This is a genomic window from Leucogemmata humicola, from assembly GCF_055379415.1.
Window position 1 is genome coordinate 5,684,388 of sequence record NZ_AP040875.1, and the last position, 15,839, is coordinate 5,700,226.

The window sequence follows — 15,839 nt, forward strand, 5'->3', positions numbered from 1 at the left end:
CTGAGCTCGGGGCGTCAGTTGGCGGGAATCGAGACGCCGTAGCTCGCTTTTGCCCGTCGTATTGCGCGTGCGACCCGCGCGATGTTGTCATCGCCGCCGCGCATCTCGATTGAGATCCAGCGCTCGTACGCGATCGACCGAAGGCCGTCGCCAGCGCTATCGTGATCCGATTCCGCGCCGAGCTCCGCGAGTTGCGGTTCGCTCGCGTGAAAGTGGCCGAGCATTCCGTCAACGGTCGCAAGCGTCGCCTTCGGCTCTTCGCCGGACATCGTCATTCCGCCGAGATCGCCGTTCACGCCGATGCCGCGGTTGTTGATCGCATCGCATAGCACCACGGCCTCGGCCGTGGTAGTCACGAAGTCGCAGCCGTATTCCGGCGGATTTGCTTCGATGCAGAGCACGATGTCATTCGCGGCTGCGTGTTCACCGATTGGGCGAAAGAACTCGACGGCGCTCGACATCGCGTCGACTGGGGAGATGTCGCCGCGCAGACGGTTTTTCGGCGAGCCGAACACCAGCGCGTGCGCGCCCAGGCTCGCGCCGAGGTCGATGGTTCGGCGCAGGTATTCGGCGAGGGCGTCGCGGGTTTCGCCGAAGAGTTGGAGGTCGGGTCTTCCGAAGAGCAGCGACTGCATCGACACGATGCGGAGCCCGCGATCCTCCCACTCGCGTCGATAACCGGCGATCTCGCGCGCCGTGGCGTCGAGCGGCCTCTCGCGCCATTTCGTGGGTGCGATCTCGACGCCGTTGACGCCTTCGCTCTGCAGTAGGAGTCCAATGGCATCGTCTTCGTCCGGATTCCACGCGATGTTGGAAACGGCGAGGCGCAGTGCGTCAGTCATGGCCAGCGCGCTCACCGGCAACGTACGCGGCGATATTGGCGAGTTCCTGGTCGGCGCTTTCGATGTACGGCCCTGTGCCGCCGAATAGCATCGCGAACTGTGTTCGAATGTCATAGCGAGCAGGCGACGGAACCACCTCGTTCTTGAAATCGATTCCGAACGCATCGCGCGCCAGCTCGGCGACGCTCACTGGTTCCGTGGGCAGATGAACGAGCGACAGTTCGCAATCGAGCGCCGTTTGAATGTCGTGCCACAGGCGCTCGACGTTGTAGAACTGGAATACGCCGCGCGAGTCGATCTTGTGCGTTTCGTTGTCATTCAGAAGATCGTAGATCACGTTCTTCTTCAGGCCCGGACCGTAGAGCCCCGGCAGTCGGATGATCGATGCGTCGAAGCGACCGGCGATGATCTCCTCGAGGCGCCGCCGATTGCGACCGTACGCATGCAATCCGGCCATGGATACCGGCGAGTTCTCGTCGACGTCGACTGGATTCAGAAACACATCGACCGTCGAGATCAGAACGAGCTTCCCGACGTTCACTTGCTCGAGCGCCCGAACCAGGCACTCTATGTTATCGAGGTCCTGTGCTGGTTCCGCATTGGCTTTCCATTTTTCGGCGCGCGCGCCGGCACAGACGACGAGGTCGAAGCTGCGCCCCGCGATTTGATCGATGTTCTTGGAATTGAACATCGCGTCGAAGCTATGCTGGCGCAGCAGATTGCCGCCAACGAAACCGGTATGACCGATGAGAGCGGAGCTTGCGTCGTCGTTCATGGATTGAATCGTCCGAGCGCCGCCGCGGCCAACGTGCGGAGGATCGCGAGGTTTCCCTTGATCGGACTGATTTTCGTTGGAGTCTTTCCCGTTGTCGGATATCGGCGCGTCACCGGCGTCTCAATGATCCGGAAGCCGAGTCGCGCGGCGCGAATCGCAAGATAGTAGTGGAGTTCATACGCGGCGAACACGTCGCGCAGCGGCTGGATGCGCTCGTCTGCCAGCAGCCGCCTGCTGTACGCGCGAAAACCATTGGTCGTGTCCGTGTATCGCGCTCGCGCAGCAACACTGATGAGCGGAGCGTGCAGCAGCCGAACACCGAGCGTCCGGCTGAGCGGCGTGTTAATGCCTTCGCCACCGGGAACGTACCGCGATCCTTGTACGTGATCGTAGCCGGCGTCGAGCAGCTCGATGAAGCGCGGAATTGCGGAGTAGTCGTCCTTGCCGTTGCCGTCGATGACGATGAGCCCGTCGTACTTCTCCCTGAGCGCGTAGGCGATGGCCATGCGCATTTGCGCGCTCAGTTTGCCTGGCCCGCGCTTGACGAGCAACGCACGCAGCCGAAAATCCGCCAATGAATCGAGTGAGAGCGAATCGTCGGTGCTGCCGCCGTCCGCTACGATGATGTCGACCTGGTCGGCGAACCGCGACATTCCGCGCAACTGCGCGCGAACGCGCTCGCCCTCATTGATTACGAAGACGGCGACGCAATAGCGGTGCTGTTTGGTCGTGAAGTCGTAACGCTCGTGCGCGGGAACGCCGGGCGCCGCGGGCACCGTCGTCATCCCGGCGATGAACGTGGTACCGAGTGGCTCGAATCTACGACGTTCTTTCGATCGTCGCGCAGCAGGACAGAGCTGGTCTGTTCTTCGCGCACGTAATACGCTGGCCGATCGCGAAGCCGGCGTTGCAGTGCGCCGACGTACTCGCCGATCGTTGCGATCATTGCGGTAATGAGGAGCAGGGCAAAAGCCGTATGCAGCTGCGCGCCGCTGGCGTCATCCGACGATCGGATCATCGCGACGATGGTATTGATCACAGCCAGCAACACGCCACCCCGTAGCACGAAGCGCAGCGGATGCGTGGTATGATCCATGATCAGCGTGCGCGCCAGGTGAGCGGCTTCACGCTTGGGACGAACCATGGCCACCCCGCTGCGATTGATCGGCGCATACGGGAGGGCCTGTTTGCGAAATCCAATGTACGACGTGAGCAAACGCAAATACTGCTCAGGTCCGTGAATCTGCATGATCGCGTTCACAACCTGGCGAGTCATACATCGGAACTGCGTCGAGTTTTCCGGAATGCCCGCCTTCACGACGCCGTTGATATACCAATAGAAGGCGCGCGTGCCAAGGCGATACCAGAACGGTTCAGTCTTGCGGTGCAACCGAACGCCGTAGACGATGTCCGCCTCTGACCGCGCGCGCTCGAAGAACTCTGGAATGAGCGACGGCGGGTCCATGTTCGGCAACATCACGATCACGTAGTCGCCGATTGCGGCCTCGAGCCCAGCAGTAATCGCCGTCTCTTCGCCGAAATGGCGCGATAGCCGGAGGAAGCGCAGGAAGTCGAAACGCGACAGCAACGTCCGCACTCGCGCCACCGCTTCATCCGACGCGCCGTCGTCGACGAAAATGATCTCGTGGTGCGTGACGATGCCGCGCAACACCGACACCGTTTCGTCGACGAATGCTTCGACGGTTTCGGCGCTGGCGTCTGCTTCGAGCGGCGCGACGATGGAGATGAGCGATTCGATCACGCGCGCACCGCCGGCCGCGATCCGTGAGGCGTTAGACGCGAGGGTCGCGGCGCGGTATTCGGCGACAACACTGCGCTCAACGCATCTTCCACGTCGTACACACTATCGATCTTGGCACCAAGCACGGTAAGGCACATGGGAAAATGAGCGTTGCGTTGCAGAAGAATCGGCCGACTGTCGTCCTGTTCGCTCCGAGGCATGACGGTCTTGACCTCCCAGAGTGAATCAGCGTAGCGACAGTCGCGCATGACCGGCAGATAGCGCGCGGCATCGCGTACCATGTGCATGAAGCGCGACTCGCGGTTGGCGAGCAAAGACTGCGCATCGATGAGCGGCTGACCAGGCACGTCATGCCAGCTCGCGTGGGGCGTGTATCGAACGTGACTCAGTGTAAACTTCCCGCGTGACGGATAGGGCATCATCGAAAAGAACGGGCCGTCCATCACTGTGACGGCCGCACCTTCCAGCTGCGGTGGCGGATCGACGAGCGCCATTTCCGTCAGCTCGTGCTTGGCCGGAATGATCGGCGCGTTCGAGTTGGCGAGAAGTCGATTGAGTCGAGAGTATGTGCAGTTCAACACCAACTCAGTCGTGACGGTATTCCACTCCACAGGCCCGTCGAGCGAGATACGCGCACCGGCACCGCCCGCGCTGGCTTCGAGTCGCGTTGCCTCGGTTTCGAGCGCGACGTACACACCGGCCGCCGACAGTTCACGACTGACTCGCGTGCGCAACTTTGCTGCATCGAACGCACACTCCTGCACCTGGAACACGGCTTCGATCCGCGACGGATCGAATAGACGAGCTACCGGCAGGGGCGCTGGCGCAACGGGCGCTTCGATGCGCCGACAGAACTCGCTGAATTGCGCCGCCGTAATCTTGGATACGCCGCGGCCCACCGCGTAGTAATGCGGAAAGGACTGATCCACGCACTCGGCGTATTCTTCGAGGAAGCGCGCGTAATTGATGCGCGACCGCAGCGACGTGAGCAGGCTGCGCGGGTAGTGGTAGCCGTTGTGAACGCGTGCCTGATTCCGGAGCGAAGCACGACCCAGGAGCGTGTTCTCACGTTCGACGAGTAGCACCGTGCGCCCGGTCGCTCGAAGCATGAGCGCGAGCCGGGCACCGTAAAAGCCACCGCCAACGATGGTGGCGTCGAAATGAGACGTCGTGGGCATCCTCTAACGACGAGTCCCACGAGTGGGTTGTCACCGCCCGATTCAGCTACCGGTTTGGCGGTAGCCAGCCATTCATTCGGTATTTGACCATGCCGAGCCGCTCATAGGCATAGGCGCCGAACGCCGCGAGCCGAGTTTCGCTGTTGATCGGGTGCCGAGTCATGATCACCCGTTCGCGAGCCGGCTGGCAGGAGACTGTGAAGCCAACGGCTTCGAAGGCGGCACAGGCGCGCCGCGTATGAAACGGCGACGTCACGACGGCAACGCGGGTAACGCCCAGCGGCAGCAGCAGGGCCGCCTCGCGGACGGCTTCGTCCCGTGTCGAGGAGACGCTGTCCACTTCTACCCAGGCGGCCGCGGCACCAGTGAGTTCCAAAAGCCGACGCTGATCTGCCGTGCTCGATCGAGACACGTTCGAGTCATGACTCTGAACGCGCGACGTCACCAGGCGCGGAGCCACGCCGGCCCGAAAGAGCTCGATCCCGGTCAACAGCCGCTCAGTCGCCTCACCCCCGATGGCGGAATCGGGCTGAACATAGCCCGAGAGGACGATGATCGCGTCCTGCTGCGCCGGCGGACCGTCGTCCCGAACCCACCGCTTGGCGATCTGGCCCATGATGGGGCCGTCGGTGATCGTGAAATACAGGAAGATCAGCACGGCGTTCAGGGCAATCAGCCAACGTTCCCACCCCAACGCCCCGACAGCGGCGCCAACCGTCAGGCCGCCCATGATCGCTTTGCCAATATCCGGGTCGTGAACGATCGCCGCGACCTGCAGATGGAACAGCAGGAAAACGGCGAGCGCGCCTGCAGCCGCCCCCATACCCGCACGCTTCCCGGAGTCTACTAAGTTCATTGTGATTGTTGCCTTGTTTTGCCTTCCGACCTACACAGCAATGCCGACGAGCGACCTCGATCTTCTTGCCATCAATACCGTCCGCACCCTGTCTATGGACGCGGTGCAGAAGGCCGAATCAGGACACCCGGGCACGCCCATGGCCCTCGCGCCATTGGCCTACGTGCTCTACACGCGGATCATGCGGCATGACCCGTCCGACCCCGCCTGGCCAGACCGCGACCGGTTTGTCCTGTCGGCCGGTCACGCGTCCATGCTTCTCTATAGCTCTCTCTTCCTGAGCGGCTATGACCTGACGCTCGAAGACATCAAACAGTTCCGACAGTGGGAAAGCCGAACTCCCGGCCACCCAGAGTACGGATACACGCCCGGCGTCGAAACCACGACCGGCCCACTCGGCCAGGGAATTGGCAATGCCGTCGGCATGGCCGTGGCCGAAGCGCATCTCGCCGCGGTGTTCAATAAGCCGGGCAATGACGTCGTCGATCACTACACATACTTCATATGTAGCGATGGCGACCTCATGGAGGGCATTTCCCACGAAGCGGCAAGCTTCGCGGGACACTTCAAGCTCGGGAAGCTGATCGGATTCTACGACGACAACAAGATCACGATCGACGGTTCGACAGATCTGACCTTTACCGACGACACGGCCAAACGCTTCGAAGCCTATGGCTGGCAGGTGCTGCACATCGACGACGTGAACGACCTCGATCAAATCGAGGGCGCCATCGCGGAAGCGCAGTCAGATACGCACCGACCGACGATGGTGATTACGAAAACGCACATCGGCTGGGGCAGCCCAAAACAGGACAGCGAAAAGGCGCACGGTGAGCCGCTGGGCAAGGAGAATGTGCTCGCAACGAAGAAGAACTATAAGTGGCCGAGCACCGAGCCATTCTTCGTCCCCGATGAAGCACTTGCACACTGGCGCAAAACCAAAGAGCGCGGCGCGAAACAGCACGCCGAGTGGAACGGCAAGTGGAGCGCCTATGCGACCGCCTACCCCGCCGACGCCAAAGAGCTTGAGCGCCGTCTTGCCGGTAAGCACATCGCTGGTTGGGAATCGAAGATTCCGACGTTCACCAAGGACAACGGAAACATCGCAACACGTGCTGCCTTCGGCGCCGTGCTCAACGCGACGGCCGATGCGCTGCCCGAGCTCATTGGCGGCTCGGCAGACCTTACGCCGTCGAACAACACGTCGGTAAAGACCTGGAAGGAATTCACGCCGACGGATTACGCCGGCCGATATATCCATTTCGGTATTCGAGAACATGGAATGGGCGCCATCATGAATGGCATGTCCATTCACAAGGGCGTGATGCCGTACGGCGGAACGTTCTTGATCTTCTCGGACTACATGCGTCCGTCGATTCGACTGGCGTGCATCACGCGCGAGCAGGTGATTTACATCTACACGCACGATTCGATCGGCCTTGGCGAGGACGGGCCAACGCACCAACCGATCGAGCAGCTATCGACTCTGCGTGCAATTCCGGATATGACCGTCATTCGTCCGGCCGATGCGAACGAAACGGCGGTAGCGTGGCGCATGGCGGTCGAGCACGAGCACGGGCCCGTCGCGTTGATCCTTACGCGTCAAAAACTGCCGTTCATCGACCGCGACCAGTTTGCGTCGGCCGAAGGCGTGGCGAAGGGCGCGTACGTGTTGGCGGAGCCAGCCAATGGTGCGAAGCCGCAGGTTGTTCTGCTGTCGTCGGGAAGCGAAGTCTCTCTGATCATGAAGGCGCAGTTGCAGCTCGCCGAGCAGGGCGTGGCCGCGCGAGTCGTGAGCATGCCCTCAATGGAGATCTTTGCGCGGCAGTCGAATGAGTATCAGTCGACGGTACTGCCAGCGGGAATTCCGCGCGTAGCTATCGAGGCGGCGGCGCCAATGTCGTGGTACAAGTGGGTCGCCGGTAACGGCGAGGTAATCGGCATCGAGCGCTTTGGTGCGAGTGCGCCGTATGAGAAGATCTATGAAGGGTTTGGACTGACTGCCGCGCGTGTGGTCGAAGTGGCGCGGCGTTGTGTGAGCGCCAAGTAGGGGCGTTGGCATGAAGGTCGATGTGATTGCCGGCGCTCGACCAAACTTTGTAAAGATCGCGCCGATTCTTCGGGCGATCGACGCGCGCGCCGCGGCTGGCCCGGTCCGCTATCGATTGGTGCATACCGGGCAGCACTACGACGAGAGAATGTCCGGCGATTTCTTCGCGCAACTCGGCATTCCTAGGCCGGACGTCAATCTGGAGGTCGGTTCAGGCACGCAGGCCGAGCAAACAGCGGCAATCATGACGCGATATGAACGTTTGCTGATCGAGTCTCCCGCGGACCTGTGTCTCGTCGTCGGAGACGTGACCTCTACCATGGCGTGCGCGATTGCCGCGCAGAAGCTCCGTGTCCGCGTGGCGCATGTCGAAGGAGGAATTCGCTCTGGCGATTGGACGATGCCAGAGGAGATCAATCGAATCGTGACAGATTCTATCACGAACTATTTCTTCACGACGTCCGAGACGGCCGGCGAGAATTTGCGGTGCAGCGGCGTGACATCCGATCGAATTTTCTTCGTCGGGAATACCATGATCGATTCTCTGTTGGCGAACATGGATCGCCTTCGCAAGCCTTCGTGTTGGGACGAACTCCGACTCGAATCAGGACAATACCTGGTCCTGACGCTCCATCGTCCCGCAAACGTCGACGAAGAAACGAGTCTCGTCGCCATGCTCGACGCCATCTCGGCCGGAGCGCGCAATCTCGATATTGTGTTTCCGGTGCATCCGAGAACCGCAAAGACGTTGCGCGCGCTCACAGGCGAGCGCCCGAACATTCATTTCACCGATCCCCAGCCGTATCTCGAATTCAACTACCTGGTGCAGCACGCCCGAGCGGTTGTCACCGATTCTGGCGGCGTGACGGAAGAGACGACCGTGATGGGTATTCCGTGCATGACGCTGAGAAACAGCACGGAGCGACCAGAGACGGTGACCGTCGGAACGAATGAGATTCTCGGCACCGATCCAGCGGCGCTTGCACCGGCGTTCGCGCGCCTATTTGCTGGACAGTGGAAACGCGGAGCGATCCCGGCGAAGTGGGATGGAAAGACGAGTCAGCGGATCGTTGACGTTCTTGAGTCGCTCGCCTAGTCGCCGCCGATTCCTATTATTTCGGCTTGCGGAACGTCGCGAAAATAACGGCACGAAAGCGCGCGAGTTTCGGCGTCGAGTTCACCAGGCGCTCGTAGACTAAGCCGACGCCATACGTCACCGGGTTAGCACGTAGGTACTCGGGACGACCTTCGTGGAGGGTGACATTCGCGAGTTCGAGTCCCGAGGCTCTGGCCACCTCTCGAAGCGCGCGCGGTGTATTGCATCGGTAAGTCGTCGGAAAGATATCATCCGGGGCGGTCCCCCGACGAGCATTGTACCAACGATGAAACGCTACCGGCGTTGCACGAGCAACGGTCGCGATATAGTGGTGCAAGTTCGTTGTTTTGATCACCACAATTCCACCCGGTCGCAATACCCGGGCGAGTTCGCGAAAACTCTGCGTCGGCTCCGGCAAATGTTCGACGACGTTGCTTGAAACGATCGCGTCGAACGACTCCGTCGGATATGGGATCTCGTAATCGGGCGCTACGAGGAGCGACGTCTCGTGAACGTGTTGGTTCCCGCTGACCGCGGGATCGACGTCCACGCCGACGACGCGGTCGACAAACGCACGAAAATCGAATTCTGGATGGGCGCCTCGTCCAGCACCGTAATCAAGTATCGTGTCGGTGATCCGTAGTCGCTCACCAACATACAGACGGAACCGTTTCGCATCCCAGTGAGAAGCATCGTTCGGATACCACTTCCGATCGATTCGTCGAACAACCGACGCAACGAGGCCTTTCGCAGACACGGTCTCCGAGTGTGCTCTCATTGAGCTTCCGTCGCCTCCACCGTAAGCGAAAGCGGTTGGTCTTTCCGATCGCGAAGTGACTCAGCGATCTGCAGAAACTGGATGGCGTGCGTATCGCGATTGAAGTGCGCGGTAACGAACTCGCGCCCATTACGACCCATTTGCTGCGCGCGCTCTGGGTCAGCGGCAAGCTCACGTAGTGTCGCCGCCAATCCCACCGGATCGCCGGGACGGACAAAGACGCCAGCGCCGGCGGCGTCAACGAGCTCGCGAATCACTCCGTCTATCGCAAGCACGACGGGTTTTCCCGCGGCGAGATAGTCGAACACCTTGTTCGGGTACACACGAGAAAACATCGGGACATTCTGCAGGATCGCGACGCATGCATCGGCGGCGCCAAGCAACGCAGCCATCTGAGCCTTCGGTCGCGCGCCGATGAAGGAGACGTTAGTAAGACCCGCCCGTTCGGCGCGAGCGATCAACCCTTCGCGAGTCGGCCCGTCGCCGACGAGAACAAAACGAACGGACGGCGTGTCGCGGAGATGCTCGGCGGCAGCAAGAAGCGTTGAGAGATCATTTGCCGGGCCCATCGCACCCGCATACATCACCACAAAGCGATCTGAGGCATTCAGCTCGTTTCGGGTTACTTCGCGCGCCTCCGCGGAACAGTCGAACATCGTTGGGTCGACGCCATTTGGCACAACGCTAATCGATCGGCGATCTACGCCCTTCCCGAGGATGTGCTCGACATAGCCAGGCGAGTTGACCACGACGTAATCCGCCCGAGTGTACAGAAATCTCTCAACCACGCGCGCAATACGTATTGCGAAAGGATTTCGTAGCTTCCCCATCTCGATGAGGAAATCGGGCCACAGGTCTCGCACCTCGAGAAGGAATGGTGCGCGACGTAGTCGAGCAACGAGCCATGCCGCCGGCGCTTGGAACAACGGCGGCGTGGTACCAATGACGAGATCAAGTTTGCCGGCACGAAGCGCTACCACTGGCGCTGCGATCGCGAAACCGAGAAAGGCAATGAGTCGAAGCACCATCGATCGGTGCATCCGGCCGAGCGTCGGGACGCGAAGAATGACCAAGCCTTGCGGAAGCGATGATTCGGTGCTCGCGGACGCGCGCGCGCCGGTGAGGTAGGTAACGTCGCCGGTGACGATCGTCACTCGATGCCCGCACGCGACGAGCCTCGTCGCAATTTCAAAGTGTCGCGTACCGCCTGCTTGGTCGGCTGTCGCGAAATTTTGGTGTATGAGCAGAATGTGCATTCTATACAAACGCCGAGATGAGCTCGCCAAGCCGCCTGAACGGAATGATGCATCTGGAAGACTCAGGCCACGCGCGCACCGACGGCGGTCGGCCACCTCTGGACGTCGTTGATTGCTTAGCCCAATAGCTGTTGTACGAGACGTCGAACGTCGTCGAGGCGACGATCTGCTGAAAACAGCCTGACTGCCCGGAGGCGCGCCCGATGTTCGAGGTCTGCGCGCCACGCTTGATCGCCGAGTAGAGCGATGACTGCTTCGCTGATCGCGGCGGGAGTTGGTGAGGCAGCGTATACCACGGCATCGCCACCGACCTCAGGCACGGCACCTGCGGTATTCGTGACCACCGGAGCACCGCAACTCATCGCTTCGAGAATCGACAATCCGAAGCCTTCGTAATGGCTCGGTTGCAGATAGATACGGCATCGTTGGAGAAGTGAAATTTTGTCCTTCACGGAGACAACTCCGGGAAAGTCCACGTATTCGGCGACGCCAAGACGCTGCGCCAGAGCGCTGAGCTCGGCGAAATCGGAGCCTTTGTTTCCAACTATCACGAATCGAATGTCGGGATGCTGTTCGCGGATCGCCGGAACCGCCTCGATGATTTCGGCAATGCATTTCCGCTTGGAGTTCCCCCGATCCATACCGGACCCGGCAATTGTCAGGACGAACGGCTCCCGCGTGACCGAACCGGGCTGGAGCTCCACCGTATCAACGACGTGTGGCGAGTATAGCGCGTTCCTTGCACCGAGCGCTCTCGACACCCCGGAGCATTCGAGTTCTGAGACAAAGAGGTTCGCGCTCGCCTGCCGGAGAGCGAATCGATGAAGGACTCGATGGACAATGGATCGTGAGTCGAACAACCACAGGTCGAACGTCCCCGTCACGATCGCCGGGCGACCCAGTAGTCGTGCGATGCCGACCGGTGCGAATGCCCAAGTCCACCACCAAATGAAATAGAGATCTGCCGACGGTATCGAATGAAGACTCGTCGCGATCAGGACGCGAAATCCCAGCGCCCGCAGGATCTGTAGATCGCGCTGATAGAAGTCCACGCGCTCGAGGATCGAAGGATCCGCCGTTTTGCAAAAGAAGCAGACTGTCAGCCCCTCTCCGGGACGGTCGGTGTTTGCAGTGGTGCTTTGCTTCACGGCGTTCGATTCAAACTGGGATGCGTCATGTAGGAGCTGAAGCCTTTGTTGCGTCGACGAGTTGTGTTGCGGTCGAAGTCTGCTTTGTCCTGAATACCTCAATGCACACGAACACAGTTAAGCGCGACCCCGAACATCCTGATGTCCTGAGCTATTGGCGTACCACTGTCGCTGGCGCCTCCTCCGATGCGGTCGACGAGGTGGGTCATCCTGACATGGGCCGTGCTTGGAATTTGTGGGCATATCGGCTGCGCCGACGTGCAGTCGTCGACGAGCTGCGGCGCCTAACCTATCTGAATGGGCAGACTGCCGTGTTCGAAGCCGCTTACGGCGTTGGTTACTATCTCGAACTCTGGCGAGATCTCAAGTGCGCCCGCGTGGCTGGCATCGACATATCGGAGCGCGCCTTTGAGAGCTGCTCGAAACGGTTTCCTGCGTTTGATCTGCTGCACGGCCCGCTACAGCAACTCGCTGCCGCGGAAGCGTGGCCGCGCCTTCGGGAAAGCTTCGATGTCGTAACCGCTATCGACGTTCTCTATCACATCGTGGATGATGCCGAGGCCGCTCGGGCTGTGATTGCCCTCGCTCGCCTCGTTCGACCAGGAGGAGCGCTGCTACTGACCGATAAGGTCGCTGGACTCTCGGCGACTCGGCGCGAGAGTGGTATCGTCGCACGGCGCCCGCTTTCATGGTATGAGAGCATTCTGGCATCAGAAGGATTTCTCGCCGCTGCTTCGCGGCCGGTATTCTGGTGCATGGACCCTCCAGTGGCTGGCGATGATCCTCGGTCGACGATCGCCGCACAACGTGCATGCTGGATCGCAATGAGAGCCACTCTCAAATACCTGCCTCGAAATGGTCGCCTGCAGGGGGCGGTCGGTTCTGTCGTCGGATCTGTCGGGTACACTGTCGACCGCGCCGTGCTTTCTCGGAGATCCGGGAGCCGAAATCTGAGCCTACTCACGTTTCGAAAGAGCTCGGAGGCGCCCTGATATGAAAGTCGTCATCTTGGCGGGCGGACTCGGCAGCAGACTGGCCGAGGAGAGCTCGATTCGCCCCAAGCCCATGGTCACGGTGGGCGGCAAGCCGATTCTCTGGCACATCATGAACGTCTTCGCCGCGCACGGATTATGCGAATTCGTCGTCGCGCTTGGCTATAAGGCCGAGGTCGTCAAAGAATACTTTTTGAATTTCTACGCGGTCAACAACGACCTGACCATTGATCTGCGCAATGGCATGGTTTCGGTTCACGACGGTAAGCAGCAGCCGAATTGGCGTGTGCATCTCGTTGACACCGGGCTATCCACGATGACCGGCGGGCGAATCAAGCGTGCGCTGTCGTTGCTAGGTGATGACGAGGACTTCGTGTGCACGTACGGCGACGGTCTTGCTGACGTGGACGTGACGCGTCTCATCGAGTTTCATCGGTCGCATGGCAAACTGGCAACCGTAACCACTGTGCGTCCGCCGGCCCGTTTCGGAAGCATTGTATTTGACGATGATCGAGTTGCCGCGTTTACAGAAAAGCCTCAGACCGGCGAAGGATGGATCAACGGCGGTTTCTTCGTCCTCAATCGCAAAATTGGTGAGTACATCGCGGGCGACAACATCATCTGGGAACGAGATCCGCTCGAATCCATCGCCGCTGCCGGCGAACTGATGGCGTATCGCCATTTCGGATTCTTTCAACCAATGGACACTCTGCGCGAGAAGCAGGTTCTCGAGGAGCTATGGGCGTCCGGATCTGCGCCGTGGAAGACATGGTAAACACATCACCGAGAGACGGGGCGCGTCAAAATCGATGGGCGGGTGAGTGCGTATTGGTCACCGGTGCAACCGGGATCGTAGGCTCTTGGCTGACGCGCCGCTTGGTCGACGAAGGTGCTCACGTGATTGCGCTCGTGCGCGACTGGGATCCGCAGAGTGAGCTGATTCGCAGCGGATATATCAAACGGATCAACGTCGTCTCGGGAGAGCTCGAAAGCTACGCGACGATCGAGCGCGCGATCAACGAGCACGAGGTGAACATCGTCTTCCATTTAGGAGCCCAGACGATCGTCGGCACCGCACTTCGCAATCCGCTAGCAACGTTTGAGACCAATCTGCGAGGCACGTACAACGTGCTCGAGGCGTGCCGAGTGCACTCGCAACTCGTGCGAAGCGTTGTCGTTGCGAGTAGCGACAAAGCGTATGGTGATTCCCCGACACTGCCGTACACTGAAAATATGCCGCTGTCGGGTATGCACCCGTACGATGTCAGCAAGAGTTGCACGGATCTGCTGTCGATTTCGTACGCACATACGTATGGAGTTCCGGTCACTGTCGCCCGATGCGGGAATATCTATGGCGGTGGCGATCTCAACTGGAGCCGGATTGTTCCCGGAACTATTCGAAGCGTGTTGCAGGATTGTCGCCCGGTGCTGCGAAGCGACGGAACGAACATTCGGGACTACGTCTATGTGGACGATGTTGTCGACGCCTATATGCTCCTCGCCGAGCGTGCGTGTGACGGCGATGTCAGAGGGGAAGCGTTCAACTTCAGCCCAGAGCTTCAGGTCCCCGTCATCGACATCACGAACCGCATTCTCGCTCTAATGGAAAGGCCCGATTTGGCACCAGTGGTGCTCGGCCAGACTAAGGGGGAGATCAAGCATCAGTATCTCGATGCCACCAAAGCGCGCACGCGCCTCAATTGGCGTCCGCGCTTCGAGCTCGATGACGCCCTCGGACGCACGATCACATGGTACCGCGAGTACCTCGCCTGATGACGCAGTCAGCCGAAGAGCTTCGTCGCGATATTCTACGACTCACCCGCGAGTATCACGCGACTCGCTGGCCAGCCACCGAGTTCGTTCCTGAAGAATCTCCGGTTCCCGTAAGCGGCAAGGTGTTTGACGCAAACGAGCTCGAATTGCTCGTCGATGCGTCGTTGGATTTTTGGCTGACCTCGGGTCGCTACGCCCACGAATTCGAACGCCGGTTCGCTAAATGGTTTGGCATGCGCCACTGCATGCTCGTGAACTCTGGATCGAGCGCGAACCTGGTCGCATTGTCGGCTTTGACTAGTCCAAAGCTTGGCGACGAGAGGTTGCGTCCTGGCGACGAAGTCATCACCGCCGCCGAAGGGTTTCCGACGACGATCAATCCGATCCTTCAGAATAATCTCGTCCCGGTGTTCGTCGATGCGCACATCCCGACGTACAACATCGACACGACTCGCCTCGAAGAGGCGATCGGCCCGCGCACACGGGCCATCATGGTCGCGCACACACTCGGCAATCCGTTCAACCTCGATGCGGTCATGCGAGTCGCGCGTGAGCACGACCTTTGGGTCGTCGAGGATACGTGCGACGCCACCGGCGCGCTCTATCGAGGACGCAAGGTGGGCACATTCGGCGACGTTGCGACGGTGAGCTTCTACCCTGCCCACCACATCACAATGGGCGAAGGCGGTGCTGTCCTGACGGGCAGTCCTAGGCTCAAAGTCCTGATTGAGTCGTTCCGAGATTGGGGCCGCGATTGTTGGTGCGATACAGGGAAGGACAATACCTGTGGCAAACGCTTCGATTGGTGTTTGGGATCGCTGCCACATGGCTACGATCACAAGTACACGTACAGCCACATCGGCTACAATCTCAAGTTGTCGGACATGCAGGCGGCCGTCGGCGTCGCGCAGCTGGATAAGCTCGATGGCTTCATCGAGGCACGGCGCCGCAATTTTGCGCACCTGTTCAGCGCATTGGAGCCGCTGCGCGACTTCCTCGTGCTTCCGGAAGCGACCGAACACAGCGAGCCGAGTTGGTTTGGGTTTCCGATCACGCTGGCGGCCGACGCGCCCATTTCGCGTAACGACCTCATTCGACATCTCGAATCGCGCCGGGTGGCGACGCGTCTTCTATTCGGTGGCAATTTGCTTCGTCAGCCAGCCTACGAATCCATTCCTCATCGCGTCGTCGGCGATTTGACGAACGCCGATGTGATCATGGAGCGCACCTTCTGGGTGGGCGTGTATCCAGGCCTCGGCGCAGCGGAGATGGATTACATCGCCGACTCCATCACGCAACCGTTACTCGCGGCCGATCGCCGCTGACCTTTAGC

15 protein-coding genes are annotated in these 15,839 nt (G+C 60.3%); 6 read left to right on the forward strand and 9 right to left on the reverse strand.

The window, feature by feature from the left end; all coding sequences use genetic code 11:
- Positions 1-14 precede the first annotated feature (14 nt).
- The 6 genes from AC6H4Z_RS24355 to AC6H4Z_RS24380 are packed head-to-tail and all read right to left on the reverse strand — an operon-like array spanning position 15 to position 5,380.
- On the reverse strand, positions 15-842 hold the full coding sequence (locus AC6H4Z_RS24355) for a sugar phosphate isomerase/epimerase family protein (RefSeq protein ID WP_497544574.1): 828 nt from the start codon (positions 840-842) through the stop codon (positions 15-17).
- Positions 835-1,617 (reverse strand): NAD-dependent epimerase/dehydratase family protein, encoded by a 783-nt coding sequence (locus tag AC6H4Z_RS24360; RefSeq protein ID WP_497544575.1) that lies wholly within the window; start codon positions 1,615-1,617, stop codon positions 835-837. Before AC6H4Z_RS24360 ends, AC6H4Z_RS24355 begins: the two co-directional genes overlap by 8 nt.
- The gene (locus AC6H4Z_RS24365) at positions 1,614-2,402 is read right to left on the reverse strand and encodes a glycosyltransferase family 2 protein (protein WP_497544576.1); all 789 of its coding nucleotides are present in this window, start codon (positions 2,400-2,402) and stop codon (positions 1,614-1,616) included. The genes AC6H4Z_RS24360 and AC6H4Z_RS24365 overlap by 4 nt, the downstream gene beginning before the upstream one ends.
- Positions 2,399-3,379, reverse strand: coding sequence for a glycosyltransferase family 2 protein (locus tag AC6H4Z_RS24370; protein ID WP_497544577.1), 981 nt, complete (start codon positions 3,377-3,379; stop codon positions 2,399-2,401). The genes AC6H4Z_RS24365 and AC6H4Z_RS24370 overlap by 4 nt, the downstream gene beginning before the upstream one ends.
- A complete protein-coding gene (locus tag AC6H4Z_RS24375) occupies positions 3,376-4,557 on the reverse strand; it encodes an FAD-dependent oxidoreductase (RefSeq protein WP_497544578.1) in 1,182 nt (393 codons plus the stop codon). The genes AC6H4Z_RS24370 and AC6H4Z_RS24375 overlap by 4 nt, the downstream gene beginning before the upstream one ends.
- Positions 4,558-4,603: 46 nt before the next feature.
- Positions 4,604-5,380 (reverse strand): YdcF family protein, encoded by a 777-nt coding sequence (locus tag AC6H4Z_RS24380; protein WP_497544579.1) that lies wholly within the window; start codon positions 5,378-5,380, stop codon positions 4,604-4,606.
- 73 nt (positions 5,381-5,453) lie between these two features.
- Between AC6H4Z_RS24380 and tkt the strand changes: the two genes are divergently transcribed.
- Positions 5,454-7,463 carry a transketolase gene (tkt, locus tag AC6H4Z_RS24385; RefSeq protein ID WP_497544580.1) on the forward strand — a complete coding sequence of 670 codons (2,010 nt, stop codon included), beginning with the start codon at positions 5,454-5,456 and terminating at the stop codon, positions 7,461-7,463.
- Between the two features lie 10 nt (positions 7,464-7,473).
- Complete coding sequence (gene wecB / locus AC6H4Z_RS24390) at positions 7,474-8,559, forward strand: non-hydrolyzing UDP-N-acetylglucosamine 2-epimerase (RefSeq protein ID WP_497544581.1); 1,086 nt, start codon at positions 7,474-7,476, stop codon at positions 8,557-8,559.
- A 16-nt stretch (positions 8,560-8,575) separates the two neighbouring features.
- Here wecB and AC6H4Z_RS24395 read toward each other — a convergent pair whose 3' ends face one another.
- The 3 genes from AC6H4Z_RS24395 to AC6H4Z_RS24405 form a co-directional block, all read right to left on the reverse strand.
- Positions 8,576-9,337 (reverse strand): class I SAM-dependent methyltransferase, encoded by a 762-nt coding sequence (locus tag AC6H4Z_RS24395; protein WP_497544582.1) that lies wholly within the window; start codon positions 9,335-9,337, stop codon positions 8,576-8,578.
- A complete protein-coding gene (locus tag AC6H4Z_RS24400) occupies positions 9,334-10,593 on the reverse strand; it encodes a glycosyltransferase family 4 protein (protein ID WP_497544583.1) in 1,260 nt (419 codons plus the stop codon). Before AC6H4Z_RS24400 ends, AC6H4Z_RS24395 begins: the two co-directional genes overlap by 4 nt.
- Positions 10,594-10,709: 116 nt before the next feature.
- Positions 10,710-11,741, reverse strand: a complete 1,032-nt coding sequence (locus AC6H4Z_RS24405) for a glycosyltransferase family 4 protein (RefSeq protein ID WP_497544584.1) — start codon at positions 11,739-11,741, stop codon at positions 10,710-10,712.
- Positions 11,742-11,842: 101 nt separating this feature from the next.
- On the opposite strand from AC6H4Z_RS24405, the gene AC6H4Z_RS24410 reads away from it, so the two are divergent.
- Genes AC6H4Z_RS24410 through rfbH form a run of 4 tightly spaced genes read left to right on the forward strand, consistent with a single transcriptional unit; the run spans position 11,843 to position 15,831 of the window.
- The gene (locus AC6H4Z_RS24410; RefSeq protein WP_497544585.1) at positions 11,843-12,733 is read left to right on the forward strand and encodes a class I SAM-dependent methyltransferase; all 891 of its coding nucleotides are present in this window, start codon (positions 11,843-11,845) and stop codon (positions 12,731-12,733) included.
- 1 nt (position 12,734) lies between these two features.
- Entirely contained in the window at positions 12,735-13,508 is a 774-nt protein-coding gene (gene rfbF / locus AC6H4Z_RS24415; protein ID WP_497544586.1) for a glucose-1-phosphate cytidylyltransferase, read from the forward strand.
- Positions 13,502-14,506 carry a GDP-mannose 4,6-dehydratase gene (locus tag AC6H4Z_RS24420; protein ID WP_497544587.1) on the forward strand — a complete coding sequence of 335 codons (1,005 nt, stop codon included), beginning with the start codon at positions 13,502-13,504 and terminating at the stop codon, positions 14,504-14,506. The genes rfbF and AC6H4Z_RS24420 overlap by 7 nt, the downstream gene beginning before the upstream one ends.
- Positions 14,506-15,831, forward strand: coding sequence for a lipopolysaccharide biosynthesis protein RfbH (gene rfbH / locus AC6H4Z_RS24425; RefSeq protein WP_497544588.1), 1,326 nt, complete (start codon positions 14,506-14,508; stop codon positions 15,829-15,831). Before AC6H4Z_RS24420 ends, rfbH begins: the two co-directional genes overlap by 1 nt.
- Positions 15,832-15,839: the final 8 nt, after the last annotated feature.